12 protein-coding genes are annotated in these 17,442 nt (G+C 37.8%); 1 reads left to right on the forward strand and 11 read right to left on the reverse strand.

Annotated features, from left to right (window positions below; translation table 11 throughout):
- Window positions 1-5: 5 nt before the first annotated feature.
- The 3 genes from HND50_07330 to HND50_07340 form a co-directional block, all read right to left on the reverse strand.
- Window positions 6-1,490 carry an ATP-binding protein gene (locus tag HND50_07330; protein ID NOG45025.1) on the reverse strand — a complete coding sequence of 495 codons (1,485 nt, stop codon included), beginning with the start codon at window positions 1,488-1,490 and terminating at the stop codon, window positions 6-8.
- Window positions 1,487-2,779, reverse strand: a complete 1,293-nt coding sequence (locus HND50_07335; protein NOG45026.1) for an extracellular solute-binding protein — start codon at window positions 2,777-2,779, stop codon at window positions 1,487-1,489. The genes HND50_07330 and HND50_07335 overlap by 4 nt, the downstream gene beginning before the upstream one ends.
- A gap of 207 nt (window positions 2,780-2,986) precedes the next feature.
- Entirely contained in the window at window positions 2,987-4,579 is a 1,593-nt protein-coding gene (locus HND50_07340) for a peptidase C69 (GenBank protein ID NOG45027.1), read from the reverse strand.
- Between the two features lie 188 nt (window positions 4,580-4,767).
- On the opposite strand from HND50_07340, the gene HND50_07345 reads away from it, so the two are divergent.
- Complete coding sequence (locus tag HND50_07345; GenBank protein NOG45028.1) at window positions 4,768-5,478, forward strand: glycosyltransferase; 711 nt, start codon at window positions 4,768-4,770, stop codon at window positions 5,476-5,478.
- Here HND50_07345 and HND50_07350 read toward each other — a convergent pair.
- From HND50_07350 to HND50_07385, 8 genes are all read right to left on the reverse strand, one after another.
- Window positions 5,473-6,405, reverse strand: coding sequence for an FAD:protein FMN transferase (locus tag HND50_07350; GenBank protein ID NOG45029.1), 933 nt, complete (start codon window positions 6,403-6,405; stop codon window positions 5,473-5,475). The genes HND50_07345 and HND50_07350 overlap by 6 nt on opposite strands.
- On the reverse strand, window positions 6,402-8,000 hold the full coding sequence (locus HND50_07355) for a TIGR03663 family protein (protein NOG45030.1): 1,599 nt from the start codon (window positions 7,998-8,000) through the stop codon (window positions 6,402-6,404). Before HND50_07355 ends, HND50_07350 begins: the two co-directional genes overlap by 4 nt.
- Before the next feature lie 77 nt (window positions 8,001-8,077).
- A complete protein-coding gene (locus HND50_07360) occupies window positions 8,078-8,635 on the reverse strand; it encodes a hypothetical protein (GenBank protein NOG45031.1) in 558 nt (185 codons plus the stop codon).
- 122 nt (window positions 8,636-8,757) lie between these two features.
- The gene (locus tag HND50_07365) at window positions 8,758-9,351 is read right to left on the reverse strand and encodes a hypothetical protein (GenBank protein NOG45032.1); all 594 of its coding nucleotides are present in this window, start codon (window positions 9,349-9,351) and stop codon (window positions 8,758-8,760) included.
- On the reverse strand, window positions 9,348-11,207 hold the full coding sequence (locus HND50_07370) for a hypothetical protein (GenBank protein ID NOG45033.1): 1,860 nt from the start codon (window positions 11,205-11,207) through the stop codon (window positions 9,348-9,350). The genes HND50_07365 and HND50_07370 overlap by 4 nt, the downstream gene beginning before the upstream one ends.
- A gap of 62 nt (window positions 11,208-11,269) precedes the next feature.
- Window positions 11,270-12,631, reverse strand: coding sequence for a Gfo/Idh/MocA family oxidoreductase (locus HND50_07375; GenBank protein NOG45034.1), 1,362 nt, complete (start codon window positions 12,629-12,631; stop codon window positions 11,270-11,272).
- A 17-nt stretch (window positions 12,632-12,648) separates the two neighbouring features.
- Entirely contained in the window at window positions 12,649-14,094 is a 1,446-nt protein-coding gene (locus HND50_07380) for a DUF1080 domain-containing protein (GenBank protein ID NOG45035.1), read from the reverse strand.
- A gap of 20 nt (window positions 14,095-14,114) precedes the next feature.
- On the reverse strand, window positions 14,115-17,435 hold the full coding sequence (locus tag HND50_07385; GenBank protein NOG45036.1) for a DUF1080 domain-containing protein: 3,321 nt from the start codon (window positions 17,433-17,435) through the stop codon (window positions 14,115-14,117).
- Window positions 17,436-17,442 lie beyond the last annotated feature (7 nt).

The following is a 17,442-nucleotide window of genomic DNA, read 5'->3' on the forward strand; positions in this document are numbered from 1 at the left end:
TACTCCTATAGTGGCGCTATTAGTTTAAAGCAGCTTCCACTTTTTTCATTATTTTCCACATCCAGTTTCCAGCCACAGCGTTTGGCTACCTCATACGCAAGGTAGCAGCCGTATCCGGAGTTTATATCAACTTTTGTTGATACATTTTCTTTAAAAATAGTCTTCCTGCCTTCCTCATCTTCAAACAATAACTCTTCGGTTACACCTACTCCATTATCGCTTATGGATATTTGTATTCTGTTATTCTCTTCATCAAGTTTCGTAGAGATTATCACATGGATTTGGTTATCGCCGGAATGATCGATACTATTTTGGATTAAAGGTTCCAGGATTTCCCAGACAACATACTCATTAATATTTACAACAGGAAGCTGATCCTGCAGGTTTTGTTCAAAAGAAATGCGGTCAACATTTTTAGAAAGCCGCAAAAATATATTCTTAATAAGGAAGCTGATTACATCATTAATATTAGTTTGAAAAATTGGATTGCGAATTGTTTGTAATGGCGGATCATACCATTTCATGTCATAAATAACACGCGAAATAAAGTTTGCATACTTTGCTACATCATTTTTCACTCGTTCAATATTATCACTGTTCAAATAGCGCAGGTCTTCTTTAATAAAGCCCATAACTTTTTCTGCTTTATGGTGAGTATGGTATATCCGTTTTGTAAAAAGTGATTCTTTTTGATAATCAATCTGCTCACGTAAATGCGACTCTCGTTCTTCAAAGAGCTGTTGTTGTGTTTCATCACGCTCTTTTACTGTATATGACGAGATATAAAACATTGCCAGTAAACCGAAGAGAATTAATGCTGAAAAGATAAGTGCTGTTTGATCATAATTTGAAACTACTTGACGGTTGATAAATGAAAAATCAGGTGATATTTTTAAATATACTGTTCCGGCAAATTCTCCATTGGGAACAAGCGGCACGAAAACATGGTAGGTATGTTCCCCTTCTTCCATTGTATGGATTTGCTCTGTTTCTTTAACTTGTTGCCGAATTCCCTGATATGCTTTTATCATCTCATTCTGTGAACCGGGTTCTCGCTTAGGCTTCTTTTCGTCAAAGAGAAAATCATAAAAAACATCACCATCCCTGATTACATAAACAGAATCATCTTCTGAAACAAAGACCAAAATTTGATCTATATTTTCCTGCAAAAGCTGCTGGCTAAAAATGATGTTAAATGCCTGAATCATGTCCCTTCGTTTTTCACTGGAATTGCTTTCAATACTTCTGTTTGTTTCCAAAAGTAACTCAAGCGAGGTTGTTGTTAAATTAGCAATTCTTTCAGCAGAGTCACGTTTATACCAATCCTGGGTTTCACCTTGTAGTTCGGTTAAAGAAATTTTATGAATAAATGAAATAATGATCTGAAAAAAAATGAGAACAATAAATAACACCAATAAGTGCTTCCACTCAAAGTGATAACGCTTAACTTTATTTAATAGTGAAACTGTTCGGGTATCATCTAAATTCATTTAATAAAAACCTGGCGTGAATTAATTTTATCCGTTGCCAGACTTAATGCCTGGTCAACAGAAATTTCTTTTTGCAGGGCTTTGTGCAGATAATGTGCCATAATATCGGATACTTGTGTATAATTTTCGCGGAATGGCCTGTGTTTTCCATTTTTTAGAAGTTCAAAATAAAGCTTTAAAATTCTATCTTTTGAAAACTCTGATTGGGCATAGGCACTTTTCAAGGCCGGAAAAAAACCGCTTTCAGAATACAAAATGTTCTGGCTTTTTTTTGATACTATATATTTCAAAAACTGAAGAGCCTCTTTCTTGTTCTTTGAGAACTTTGAAATCATCAGGTTCCACCCACCATATACAGCGTTTTTCTGTTCACCCTCCCAATGAGGTAAACCCGTTACCCGGAAATTTTTTAACTTGTCCCGATATTTTGCTGTTTCAGGTTCATCTTTAAAAAAACCGGGCCATCCTCTAATAAAAACAGCATCATGCTTCAGGGCGTAAAGTCTGCTTTTGTTTTCATTAAAACCCAAAATCTCTTTTGGTGCATATTTATATTTATGGATCAAATCAACCATCAACTGCAGGCTTTTGCGCGCCCCATTATTGTTTAAATTTATTTTTTCACTTCCAAAAACTTCAATTCCTGAATTCAAAGGCAACGATTCGTGAAAACTGCAAATCATACCTTCAAAACTATCGCCAGCAAACAAAAAAAACGGGTGTGATGTATTTTTAAACCGCTCTCCTATTTTAATAAAATCTGTCCAGGTAATTGACTTTTGAAGCAAAGAATCAGCAAACCCGATTTTATCAATCAAGTCTTTTCTGTAAAACATCAGACCTATGTCCGTATATAATGGGAGAGCAACCAAACGCTCTTCATAGATACATGATTCTAAAGTGTGCTCCCAGAACTCTGTGAGATAATCGTCATCAAAATATGTGTCCAGGGGAAAAGCCCATTTTGCAAATCGAGGAGCCCAAATCAGATCAACCGCAAAGATATCCAAGTGTTCATTTTTGCTGCGCAGTGATCGGGCAAGAATCTCTTTACGTTCGTTGGTGCTAAATTTAGAAAACGGCAGGTTTATCGGAACGACTTTTATTCTACCCTGATATTCTTTATTAAATGCTTCTATTATTTTTTCATGAGCCGAAGAAATTCTGTCAACAAAATGAATCTCGACCGGTCCATTTTCTTCATTCGCGGATAGAATCAAAGAGTCTTTGAATATCAACACTATAATTATAAACAAACTAATGGTCAGGGTTAAAACAGAAGTTTTCAAATTTGGTAACCAGATAAAATATGAAACAAAATTGTTAGATTGACAGAATATATCAGCCCTTAATATTTTTGACAAATATTTGTCGTTTATATTCTACCCTTTATTCTAATGCACTGCACCTTTCGATAGTTCATTTTTCATTGCAGCAAAAAAAAGGCAGATCACAAAATGCAACCTGCCTTTAAAAAGGGTTTATATTAAAATCGTTTAGAATTTCTCATCATACTTGGTCCAAAGTTTATCACCAAGTTTCCAGGCTTCTTCCGAGGCTTTGATTCCCCACTTGTTTGTATAATCGGTAAGAAACTTAATGGCCGCTTTTTTGTCTTTTTTCAAAAGAGTAAGTGCCTTTTTCTCAATTTCCTTTTGGTCCTTAAATAATTCTGCCTGCATCGGGTCAAAAACATCACGCACATCATACCGCATATCGCCCCAACGCTGTGCAGCAAGTGTTCCCAATCGGTTAAAAGCCCACCAACCGGAATCATGCGTATACCCGTTTATTCTCCCCGGTGTTTTAAAATACTTATTAACGGATGTAACATTGGCATATAGTGGTGTATAAACGGATGTCGCCACATTATCCCAGGCCAGCCATACAACGCCGCCCACTTCATCGGGCAACCAATCGCGTGATTGTGTTATAGTTGCATACATGGTATACCAGCGGGCAATTGTGCGTTCACCCAGCTCATCCCAACCGCCATTTACATTGAATAGCGGGTTCATATCATACGGCATAAACGGATTAGCCAGAGGTGAAATCTCAACTTTGCCACTGTCATTTGCCCAGGTAATATTTTTGATAAAATTATAAGGTGTGCCCTCAAAATAATCCGAGAACATCTCTACCATTTTTTCTTTTGTTATCGGTTTATCCGGTTTAACAGAAAACGGATAATTTTCATCATTTGGATGTAAATTTAAAGAAGGAGCTGCCATGGAAAGTATACGCCATTCTCTGCGACGTGTGGCAAATGTTGTTCTGTTTTCCGGAGCATAGGCATACACAAACTCAAATTCACCTTTAGCAGGATCCCACCAACCGCTGTCTTGTGCAACCTGAAAAACATTTTCAGACGCCATAAAATAATCCGGATTATCTAAATCAATTTTTCGGATTCGGCTTCCATTGGCTCCAACAGAAATATGATCATCCGGTACGCGTTGAGCTACCCAGATTGAGCCAAGATTACCTTTTCCCGGGCCCATAATTTCCAAATGCCATACTTCCTTTTTGTCGGCGATTGTCAGCATTTCACCAGAGTCATTCCAGCCGTACTTTTTAGTAAGTTCCCCGGCAAGTTTTATTGCTTCGCGGGCTGTAGTACAACGTTCCAGCATTAGCTGACACAAACGTTGGCAATCAATTAAGCCCCTTTCCGATTCCAGAGACTCGCGTCCGCCAAAGGTCGTTTCACCGATAGCTAACTGATGTTCATTCATGCAGGGATAGGCTGTATTTATAAATCCGTATGTATGATCTACCTGTGGGATTGAACCGATTGGATCGTGCTTATATGTTGGCATCGCCAGAGAATCGAAAGGGACACGTTTATACATTGTTGCCTTGGCGTTTTTTGGATGATCCTTTGCAGGAGTCATGTCCAACCAGGAACGTGTTCGGTGACTATCATCCGTATGTGAGGTCATTACTGAGCCATCATCAGTTGCCAGCCTGCCAACGGTAATTGTTGTACATCCCTCGGGTACACCGGCTTTCCAATCAGGCCGATCTTGAGAGAAAACATTTACAGTTAAAAACAAAAAAAATGTACTAATTATAAAAATAGTTTTCATAGTGCCTCCGGTTAATCTAAAAAAAATGTTCAGTGTTTTAGCAGCCAATAATATAATCGAATTAAGACTAAAAAGGAATTACAAGTTGACTTTGATTTTCAGGCCAACACATTCCCTTCTGTTTAAATAATCCATAAAAGTATCTCAATTTGTATTAAATTTAATCATGTAGTAATAGAGGCGTTATCTTGCTTTCAATAATTATCCCCGTTTTGGACGAGGCGGGCAAAATACATCGTGATATTGAAAACATTCTAAATTTCCAAAAACAAACATCCTGCCAATTAGAAACAATAATTGTTGATGATGGAAGCGGTGATAATCTTGCTGATGTACTTGGCTCTTATCTAAATAAAAGTGCGATTAACTTAAAACTGGTAAAGTTGAAAACCAATGTTGGGAAAGGCCATGCTGTAAAAATTGGTGTTAATCAAAGCAAAGGCCAATACATTTGTATTATGGATAGTGGCAACACTGTTCCGTTAAAATACATTACCAAAGGCATCAAAATAATTGAAAATGAAAAGCTGGATTTTGCCTGGGGTTCCAGGAATTTAGATGAAAGTAAAATACTAATCGATAAAGTTTGGTATCGGCGTTTTACTTCCTTTCTGTTCAGAAATTTAGTCACACATCTTTTTGAGTTTAAAAATTTAACAGATACGCAATGCGGCTTTAAAGTCTTCAAAGGCAGTGTGGCAAAGGAAATTTGGAAAGAGTGTAAAATCGATGGTTTTTTATTTGATATTGAGGTGCTTTTATTAGCAAAAGAAAAGAAATTTACCAGCAGGGAGTTTCCCATAGAATGGACATGTGACCGGGATTCCCGGTTATCCCTTTTCAGAAACTTTTTCGGTTTTCTAAAACAAATACAATCGCTAAAAAAGCGGTTTTTATAAGTCCTTTTGCTTAAAATACTCCCCAATATATTTTGGATTGGTTTGCTCTTTTTCCAGTATTATGGCTGAAACGTTTTTGTTTTCCTCACAATATTTATTTATTTCATTGCCGGGCATAATCATAAATGCCGTTGATAATGCATCGGAGGCTGCCGCAGTTTCTGCAAAAACCCAGGCTGCTAATCTTTCCTGTACCGGTTCCATTGTGCCCGGATTTATTATATGGTTTTCTTTAGAAATTCCGGATCCGCTCAAAGCCATGTTTGTTAACCCTGCTTTATATAAAACTGATTTGTTTTCCGGATGTGTAAAAGAAATTTCCCGGCATTCATTTTTTGAACTTGATCCAAAAGCCAAAGCACTGCTCGATCCACCATGGATAAATCCCGATTCGATTCCCCAATCCAAAAGAAGTTCATGAACTCTGTCGATGGCATATCCTTTTCCAAAACCGCCCAGATCAAGATTAGCATTTTCTGAGAGCAAAGTTACCCGAAAGTTTTCAATATCAATTTGTAACTCAACTTTTTTTAATAAGGCAGGATCAGTTTTTTGTACGGTCGATTTATTCTTCCACAGATCAATATTGCTTCCAATTGAAATATCAAAGGCACCGTTTGTTTCTACTTTTATTTCAAAGCATTTTACCAGACACTCCAAAGCATCCGGGCCAATAATGATCTCTTCATTTTTTGACATTGCATTAATTCTGGCAATATCACTGTTTTCAATAAAACGGCTAAGCTCCAATTCCAGACGATCAATTTCTTCAAAAGCTGCTTGCGCGGCTTGTTCAGCATAAATAGAATCTTTATGGGAAATCATAATTTCATAAACCGTAGCCATAGCAAAATGTGAGAAGGAATGGACATTATCCTGATTCAGAGAAGGTTGAATATTAATTGATTTGTCGTCCTGATCTTTCAATTTATTTTTCCATTTATATCGCGAATTGGTTCTTGTTGCATAGAATCCCAAAGACTTTTTTTAATATAGGCATTCATTTTCAGTCCGGGCCGAATTGAGATTTCGTTAGAAAAAAGTGGAATAAATAAATCACGTTTTCCGGGTGGCGGATATTCATAAAGCTTTTTAATATAGTCGCTTTCCAAATCGATATTAATTATGGCTATATCTGCTGATTCTGATAAAAAATCAACTTTATCCCGCCAGGCAATTCTTTTGAAGTTCCTGAGATACCAAGGTAATGGCCAATAATCATTTGCCGGTGATATTACTTCAATATAGTGATCATACCGATTTTCTAAATTGGCGGCCATGCTTTCAAACTGAGTTTCTATTTCCAAAACTGCTAATTGCGGCTGAGAAAAAGTGTAAGGATTATTTGGCGAATCAAAATCTAAATGGTTGATAAGATACGAATAGTAGAAAAGATGAAGCGCGAATGCGAGGCTCAATACATAAAAAAAATATCGCTTTTTGTTGTCAATAATTAATTCACTTATTGTAGTAAAACCATAGCCGGCCATAATAATAAAACCGAACCATGCTGTTAAAATGTTCCAAGGCGTTTTATATGGAATGACTGAATAAAAAGCAAAAGTAGAAACCGAAAATAATGCTATAAAAGAAATAAAAAGGCTTCGGGTTTTGTCCTGAAATAGTAAAATGCCTCCGGCAATGGCTAAAACTAAAATTATGCTCTCGCCAATCAATCCTTTCCCAAATGGGTTTAAAAGCCAACTCAAATATTCGTAAACCGGATAGATATGCTGTTGTGTCGTTGATGCTTTGTTAAAATAAAAAGCAAAGCTGGTGAAGAAATCTTTCACCCCCTGCATGTGCTGAAAGAAAGAACTGAATGTTGCGGTGATTGTAAAAACATAAAGAAGAATGGCAACCAGACAAAATTCTTTTTTTAACTTTTTTAAATTTTCAAAAATCCTATGACGGAATAGTTTGTTTAGGGATAAAACAGCTGTTGAAAATAACATTGCTGCAAAAACAATTATCCAGGTTTCTTTTGTTGCCATCCACAAACCAAGAGAAACACCAAACAGGGATGAGCTAAAATAGGTTGGCTTTTTTAGTAAGTTATAAACAGTAATTATTACAGCATATGTAAAAAAAACAAATAACATTTCATGGATAAAATATCGGCTGTAAAAAACAAAAGCCGGCGATAGTACTAAAAAAATGGATGAATAAATAAGCCACTTATTACTTATTGATTTCCTGATAAAAAACAAAATACCAAACAGACCCATTCCAAAAAGAAGCGGTAAAAGCCTTAAAACAAATTCATTAAGATTTTGCAAAGTTTTGATTTGTAAAATGTAGGTTAGCGGCAGTGAGAAAAAATATAAAACAGGTCCATGATATTCTTGCGGATCATATTTAAAAATACCGGTTTCTATCAGTTCGGCTAATTTAAAAGCATTAATTGCTTCATCGCCATGCATTGGTCTCTGGGATAATCCGACAATTCGAAGAACAAAAGCCATAACCAAAATTAATGCAAAAAATATGTAAGTGGATTTATTATTCTTCAGAGATAGCATCTGAATCCTGAATATAACAAACCCCTTTAGCCATTACAGATAAAGGGGTATAATTTTTAAAAAGGTTTTAAATTTATCTACAAATTTTTACCATAAACAGCCACTTCGATATAATGATTTAAATCATTATTTGTGTTGCCGTTGCTAAAGCAACGTACATAGCGACCTTCAACACCTTTTGTATCGATTAGTTTTCCTTCTGCCGTTTCCACATAATGCAGGTCTTTTCCAACACCTAACCCGGAAGAATTGTCGTGATCATTATTAAAAACAGTCTTCACATCTTTTACAAAATCCGGATCATCGGAAACCTGAATAACTACATCAAAATATACACGGGGTTGTTTATGAAAGTGCCAGAGAAGCACCGCGTAAATAACCGATTTTTTTTCGAGGTCAATAGTTACGTGTTGGACAAATGGCCCCAGTTCAACAAAGCTGCCTTCGCTGCCTTCTTTGTCATCATCATTTATCAGGTCAATTTCACCAATGATTGGTTCTTCATCAGTGCTGGCAATTTTCTTTCCCAAAGCGAGATTTTTTGTTCCTTTTGGAGCTAAAAAGGGAGGTCTCGGTTTGCCCAGTGGTTTTTCAAGATTAGGAACCTGCATATTTTCAGGTGTGCCAATAAACATAGCTTTTGGTAATTTTAAATCAAGTGATTCCAATCCACCATCTGCTTTCTTTTCCTGGGCAAAAGTGGTTCCCAAAAACATAATTAGCAGGGTGAATACAAAATAATTTTTAAATCTGAATATCATTTTTCCTCCATGGGTACATCATTAACTTTATATTTTTTGATTATAAAAAGACTTAAAATAATAAACAACAAAAGAACACTATATTTATGAATGTCGAGCAAAATATGTTGCGACTCCATTCCAAACAAAGGATACATACCAAATATAATAGAAAGTATCGCTGGTAATGAAAAAACTAAAAATAGCCAAAAACACAATCTAAAAATAAAATTTTTTGATTTAATTGCGGTTGTTTCAAACTTCATTTTTTCGGCCCACAAAATGATAGTCAATGTTAAAGCAAAAACAAAAAACGGGGCGATTGTTAAATGCAAAATTAATACAATCCCGGATAAACTAAAACCCAGCATCACCGGAATAAATGAAGTTAGCACTAACAAAATAAAAAATAAAATGGTAAGGTTTAGTAAAACATTCCGGCTGAGATTAAAATCAAAACGTGCTTTATTTTCTCCGGTTGGTTTAATTAAAGATTTAACAGAAGCACTTTTTTGAAGCATGGATTTCAATAAATAACTAAACTTAATATTCTTTAACAGGAGAACAAAAACCACAATAACTGTAGCACTTAATAACAATCTGTATATCACTTCTGCTTCTCCCCTTTTTCTGGCAGGCTTTCAATGGAAACGGTTTCTAAAACTTTGCGAAAACCTTTAAGTCCGTAAATAAAAAGTACCGAAATTAAAATAACACAGCAGATAATGATGAAATATTTTAACAGGGGGCGAAAGAAAAATGAATAAGACAGCAGCAAAGTTGAAAATGTGTTCGTATCGGTCATGTCAATCATTTCAATGGAAGATTTTTTCATTTCCGATAAGGGAGAATCTAGATTTATTTCAGCAAAGAAAACCGGAGAATCTGAATCATGGCAATCAGCGCATCCATTAATACCCAAAGCTTGTGCCGCCGGACGGACATCATGGGCAATTGGCCAGGAATATGCATTTGCAGCAGAATGCTTTTTCCGATAGAGAACCCCTTGATCATTTTTGTAAATGATTTTTCCGGCGCTAACATAAGCTGCCCGTTGATCCTGTATCGCAAAAGTTTGAAGTGAATCTAACACACTTATTAGAAGGGAGTCATTTAATTCAGGCCAGGATCCATGTCCCAATGAATCCAGGAGACCAATAATTTTTCGGGCAACCGGAAGAAACACATTTTGCGGAATGGGTGTTAAAGAATCGCCATGCATAAATGCCCAAAATGATGGCCAGATAAGATTATGCGTCGTCAGCTTGCCATTTGCTTGTTTTAGAAAAACAGGTGTAAATATATGTGGCAAAGTCTCATCATTTTTATTGACTTTATGCAGACCCAATCCATGCGCTATGGATGTTTTTGCATTTAAAACTTTTTCTTTAGGCCAGGCTCCTGAATGACAAGCCGTACAGGAAAGATTTTCAAAATGCACTGGCGGGATTCCAATATGCTCCGGTTTCATTGCGCCCAATCGGCCGTTGATTGGTTCGCTTCCTTCGCCACCGGATATTCCCAAATGACACCCTTCACAACTCAAAGAATAATTATCACTCATTGAGTTAATATCCGTTTCATATCCACGGACCATCTTGTGGTCAAGACCATGACGATGACAGTCCACACAAGTCATTCCGGCCTTTATATGAACATCTTCATCAAAATGCCAGCGTTCGGTTTTAGAGCCATCCATTATTTTTGTTGAATGACAAAAATAGCATTTTTCAGGTTGGATTTTTCTGGTGATATCAAAGAACACTTCACTTTTTTCATTAAAGCGATTCTCCTGATATTTTACTTGTGGAGCTGTTGTCTGGAACTGGTTGGGATCAATTCCGGCATAAAGATCAAAATTATCGGGCAGGTTATGCGCGCTGCCATTTACAGATGCAAATCCACTTGATGCCGTTGCCGCCCAGCGAAAATTTTGTTTGGAAACATTTTTGGCGTACTCAGCCTGGTCATTTGATTTTTCAGCATCATGGCAGCTTAAACAATTTATTTCCAAATTACCCGAAACCTGCCAGCGCCAGTAATTATCCAGCGATTGTATTTGCTCGTTATCACCCACTGAACCACCGGGCATTTGCCGTCCAAAACGTGTAATAAACTGAAGATTATCCATTCCGATTTCTTTGGGATGAAAAACGCCCGGCCAACTGCGATAGGAAAGTGGGATTTGTGTCGCAGAATGTGCATCAACAAAAATCCATGGTTGTCCCGGCCTGCCCAATTCCGCTGTAGAATCACCCGCACTAAAATGCCAGCCTGATCGAATCTTGCTATAATCATGGCAGGCACCACAGGTTTTTTCTGTTGAGAAAGGTAGCAATGGATTTTCATCCAGGCGGATTACAGAACTATCCTGATCCATCAATTTAATTAAGTGAACAGGCTTTGCCCTGCTGCCGTCACTTACATCACCGATTTTGGGTTCCTCAGCCGGCAAAAAAACCGGCAAGAAACACAGCAAAAATATTAAAGTTAATCGTTTCTTTGAAGTCATTTTAACCAATAATTAGTCTACAGAGTAAATTCATTTTTCTTAAAAAATACTTTGCGGCCGGTCCGAACGGCCTCGTTCACTTTTAAAACGGTTACCGCTGTTTCGTAGCCAATATCCACCGGGCAATTCAATTCCTCTTCTCCTCTAATAGCATTAAAAAAGTTTTCCAGATGCGGCTTGTGATAAGGATCGTTAAAAACAACAGGCAGCTCGTGTTTTGGCGGTGCAATGGTCTCCCTGACATCCAAAACAACACCGGGCTGCAATGCCGGCTGAGCTTCCACCGGCGCTTTCAAAATACCCTGTTCAACCCATTTATCCCACAATGGCGCCGACTGCTCACGGTAAACCCCGCCACGGCTGGCAGATTCTGATATTTGCAAAGTGCCCTGATCGCCCATAAAATTTTCGTAATAACCCTGACTGCTGTTTGTTGTGATTGTCTGGTAAAAAGCCCGAATAATGCCGTTATCGGTTTTGTATTCAAATGTTGCCAGAACCGTATCATACCATTCATGTGTTTTCTTATCATAATAATCTGTTCCGCCGCTGGCCATAACAGATATTGGCTGTGCATCCAGGAACCAGTTATAAATATCAAGTTGATGTGAGCCTAAATCGACAATTGGGCCGCCGCCAAGTCCTTTGTACCAGCGCCAGTTTCGGAACTGCTGCATGGACTTAAATCCATACTTTTTTAATAAGTGCCCCGGGATAGCATATTTTTCAGGCCAGCCTAAATCCGGTTGAACGGACCGGTTCCATTGGCCGTTGACAGTCGTAATCTGCCCAAGGATTTTTGCCTGTTTAAGCAGGGCATTATAACTGTGGATATACCGTGGATTGCTGCGTCTTTGATGGCCAATCTGCACCAGCTTTTTTGAACGGTGTGCCGCCCTGACAATACGTTTTGCACCTTCTAAAGTGTTTGACATTTCTTTTTCGCAATAAACATGAAGACCGGCTTCCAGGCAGGCTTCAGCGTGTGGTGCATGCCAGAAGTCCGGCGTGGCAATTATCACGGCATCCAGCTCTTTTTCTTTGGCAAGCATTTCACGATAATCTTCATATTTATTCAGCTGATGGCCATATTTTTTCAACAATCTGTAAGCGCGTTTCTGATTGTAATCTGTCCAAATATCGCATACTGCTTTAAAACGAATATTTGGGATTTTTAAACAGGCATTCATCAGCACCTGTCCCTGTGCACCGGTGCCAAGCAAGGCTATGTTCAAGGCATCAGAATTATTGGCCCTTGCTTTGGTCATCATCATTGGTGACAGAAGAAACCCTGTTCCCGCCGCTGCACTTGTTTTAATAAATGTGCGCCGGTCTATTGAAGGAACCGAGCTTGTTTTTTTGTTCTCATTATTTTCCATTATTGTACCTAAAATTCTTATAATTCTTTGATTTTTATGTTTCGATAATAAATGGGATGGCCATGATATTGTAATCCAATGTGCCCCTCACGCGACATTTCTTTATAAGCCGTGTTAAATTTATTCGGTGTGCCATCGGGATTTTTATGTGCTTCGCTCCATAGATCCAAATCCATATCAATTATTTGCTGGCCATTTAGAACCACGTTTATTTTGTTTGCTTTGCATGTTATCGTGTAGCGGTTCCATTCACCGGGTTTATTTACCATATTTTTTGATGGTTCCAGGCAATCAAAAATTGCACCGCAGTCATGCTTGTTTATTTTTTCTTTTCCGTGTGAATCAAGAATCTGGACTTCGATGGCAGAATGCAGCCATTTCTCAATACTGCCGGTCCGCACAAAAACGCCGCTATTTGTTTCATCTTCAAGTTTAAAATCCAGATTTAAAACAAAATCACCAAAACGCTCTTTTGTCCAAATATCGCCACCACCATTAGCGGATAAAACGCCATCAGCTACAACCCAGCTTTTTTCTTTAAAAGTCCAGCCAGTCAAATCATCCATTAAAGAACGCCATTGTGCATCTTTTAGTCCCGCTACAAATTTATTAAAGAAAGCCACGCTCTTTCTAATATCCGGAACTGATGCTTCCCAATTGTACTCAAACTCAACCGAAAAGACGCCTTTAAAACCCTGCCTGTGCATCTCTGTCAAAACTGTTTCAAGTTCGCCAATTCCTGATCCCCAAATCACATCATGCGCTTCTTTATCCCCAAACGAATTTAAATCGCCAAAATGAAAACTGATAACCCGTCCCTTGAGTTTTTTCAATGCGTCAACAGGTTTAATCCCGGAACGCATCCAGTGGCCAATATCTGCACAGGCTCCGATATATTTACTTCTTCCCTTTGACATTTCCACCACTCTATCAGGATTCCAATAATGGGTCGGCTCAGGATGATTATGGATAGCCACGTTAATCTTGTATTCCTGGCATAAGCGGTCAATCAAATCAAACGCTTCTTCTGGCGGCTCTGATACAATTGTTTTTATGCCCATTTCTTTGGCAAAATCAAAAACAGAGCGGCACTCTTTTTCATCATTTGGTAGATTAACAACGCCATAATTTACAAGTTTCAAACCAAGCGATTTTAATCTAGCCTTTGCCATTTTACGGTTTTCAACTGACATGGTGTGATGAAATTTTGCCTCAGGAAATTCATCGGAAAATTTTTGTCCGGGGAAAGCCTCCACCCAGGAAATTCCCAATGAAGCTGTTTTATCAAGCGCTTCCATAAACGTATATTTATGGAAAGTCCATAGCTGCATGCTAAGCTGCCAACCTTCGTAAACATCAGTTGCCGGATGCGTCTCAACATCCAATTCTTGCTGGGAAAAAAGCGGGGAAAATTGAGCGATCAATAAAACAAACAAAACGACATATTTCAAAGAAGCTTTCATGATATTAACCTATTAAAAATTTATCTAACTTCAGTTATTTTAATATTTCTGTATTCAACTTTTGATCCGTGATTTTGCACCCCGATAAAACCTTTTCGCCGTTTTATGCCAGGATGTGACGATTCTTCGCCCATGAAATCGATTAAATTTGAATCAATAATTTCTTCGCCATTGAGCTTAACTTTAATAGATGGCCCGATACAGCTGATTTCCATTTTTTGCCAGGTACCGGATTCTTTTGTAACTCTTTTCTTTGGCGCCTGAAGTCCATAAAGACTGCCTGTATATTGCCACTTTTTTAACGTGGAATATTTTGGGGCATAATCATCCAAAACCTGGACTTCAATTCCGGTATATGCAGGATCACTCAGATGCGGGGCCCGTAAAAAAACACCACTATTCCCACCGGCCGATATTTTATATTCCAGCTCTAAAACAAAATTATCATATTCTTTATCGGTAGAAAGCCAGCCGCCGCCTTTCCCTGTAGTAAATAAAATTCCGTTTTCAGCATTCCAGCTATCCGGTTTATTGTTAATTACCTGCCAACCGGACAAATCTTTTCCATTAAAAAGCGAGCCTTCATAGGGTGGATCTTCGGCTGTTAATTCTTTGATAAAAATGTTTTTAAAAAACAAGGGCGCATTATGTGATTGCAGTTCTATCTGGCCAATGGGATAAATGGCTTTGTCCCTTTCCCAATAATTTTCCATGGTCACATTATCCACAACAAGCACACCATTTAAATACACCGTAACTTTTTCACCACGCATTATTATGCGGAAAGTGTTCCACTCGCCAATAGGGTTGTCTGCTTTAACCAAAGGTTTTCGTGGGTTTTTCTGATTGTTGTAAAGGCCGCCCGATCCTTCCGGCCATTGTGCCGTATCCCAGATTTGTACCTGTGGCGCACCTCGCAAATAAATCCCACTATCACCATGTTTTTCGATTTTCCAATCAACAAACATTTCAAAATCCTGGTAATCTTTTGCAGTGCAGAGGCTGTGTCCCTTTCCATCAAAGTATAGGATATTGTCTTCAACCTTCCAATGTTTCTCCATTGCAGAATCTGCTGCCTGCTGAGCTTTTACTAATTCCAATTCTGACATTGCCGCCCGTTTTGCAGGGTTCTCCACCAATCCTTTCCAGCCGGATAAATCCTTTCCATTAAAAAGAGCTACAAATCCCGGTGGTGGTTTTACTGCATTGTTTTGGGTTTGATAATCGCTCTCTATCATTTCATTTAGTTGTGAAATATTGGTGCCTTTGATAAGGGCAAGGGCAACATCCGGTTTGCTTAGATTGGAAGAAGCTTTAGCATCAGCAATATTCATAGTTGTTAAAAATGCATCGTAACCAATATCAGGATCATTTAAAAAACCAGCTAAATATTGCATTGAAGATTTTGTTTCCAGATTTGCTAATCCGGCAAACACCAAACGTTTTTCTTCCGGTCTAAAAGATGCTTCCATAATTCGTTTATATTGTTCCAGGGCAAAAGGTGCGCTTAGTTTATTTCTGTTTAGAATCCCTGTGGCGGCCCGGATAGCCAAAATGCGTTGAGTTTCATCTTTGTGTTTTTTGGCAACCTCAATCAGAATATCGAGAGCATCCTGATTTTGCCATTGGTATAAAGTCCGCAGGGCGATGTTTTGCAAATCCGGATTGGCGCTTTTGGTTTCTTGCTGAAGAATGTTTAAAAAGCTTTTGTGACCGATTCCTGAAAACACCTTCATCAGTTTTTGTTTGTTTTCTGTGGAATTGTTTTTATATGTTTCAAGCAGGTATTGTCTGTTTTTGGCCTTGTTTTTTGAACGGGCATTTATACTTACAATAGTCGGTGCCAAATCTTTTTCTGCTAAAGTGCCGTCCGGCTTAATAAGTTCGTTGGTCAATATTTTCAGTTCATTATCCGTTCCCGAATTTGCCAGAGCTTTTAATACTGCTTTTTGAAGTTTTGTGTCTTTTCTTTCAAGCTGACCTAAAAATAAAAGGTTCAGATCAGTGACATTTTTAGCCGCCAAAGTTTCAATAAACACTTTTTTTACCGGATTGCTAAATGTATCAAATGAAGGTAAAACATTTTTAATCCGGGGTACGTCCATCTGCAAAAGTTTATTTGAAAGAACTTCCAAATCCGTTTTAGATAGATCAGCTGATAAATATTTTGAAGATTTAAAAACAGTATCTTCCTTAAAAGAGATTAAGGCAATAAATGCAGCCGACCTGACTTCCTGAGAATCTGAATTTAATTGCTCATTTAAATAAGGAACAGCTTCATCTTTTTCCAAATCTGCAAATAATTCAATTATTTCAATTTGTCTTTCAGAAGATTTATTTTGGGCAAAAGCTATCCATTTTTGTACATATTGCGGCTCTTTAAAATCCCGGGCCGTTTGCAGAACAGTTCTGCGAAATTTTAAATCCTCTTTTTCAGCAAACTCAATTACAAATTCAAATGCTGAAGCCTTGTCAATTTTTGTTAACAATTTCAATGCATTAATCTGGTGATTCGGTAAAAACACTTCATCAGCGTTTTTTAAAATTTCTTTGAGAATTGAAATGCTTTTTTGTTTTTCACCTGTCTCAAAAAGTTGTGCAGCAAAATTGACATAGTACTCTACATAAGCTGGTTTTTTACTTGCAGCAGTTTTAACAGTTTTTGCTGGCAGGTAAGCAAAATTGGAAAGTGCAAAAAGTGTGGCCGCTTTTACCTGATTATTCTCATTGTCCGCCCATTGCAAAAGTTCTTCTGCAACAAAAGGCTGATCCATTTGGCTTAAAGCATTTATAAGAGCAGTTTTTTGTGCATCCGGGGCATCTTCAATATTGTCTAAAATTTCCTGGGCAGATTCGGAGCTGTTAATAGTTGTCAGGACACGTAGGGCAGCATTAAAAGATTTACCTTCTTTCAGCAATTGACTCAGTATTTCTATGGATTCATTTTTCGCACATGGTTGCAACTGATCAATAAGAAAGGTTTTGTGATTTGTGGAATTTTTGTTTTTAATGGCTTGATGGATTGCTGCTAAAAAAAGCAGACGATCCTGCTCATCACCAGAATCAGCCACATAAAAGGCCAACCCATTTAAGGCATATTTGGCCAGTTGTACACGATCCGGATTTTCTCCTTTTAAAAAAGTTGCAATTTCGGTGATCCCTTTTTCACCATGATCAAGGATGGCATCAAACAGTAATTTTTGTTGTGTCGGATTTTGGGTTGGAAATTGGGCAATTAAATTCTCAATTGGAACTAATTGATCCGGGTTTTTTGATACGCTGGAACAAGCATTGAAATAAATGATGCTTATTAAAAAAAGTACACTGTATTTAATTTTCATTTTAGAG

Source organism: Calditrichota bacterium (assembly GCA_013112635.1).
Classification (GTDB): Bacteria; Calditrichota; Calditrichia; order Calditrichales; family J004; genus JABFGF01.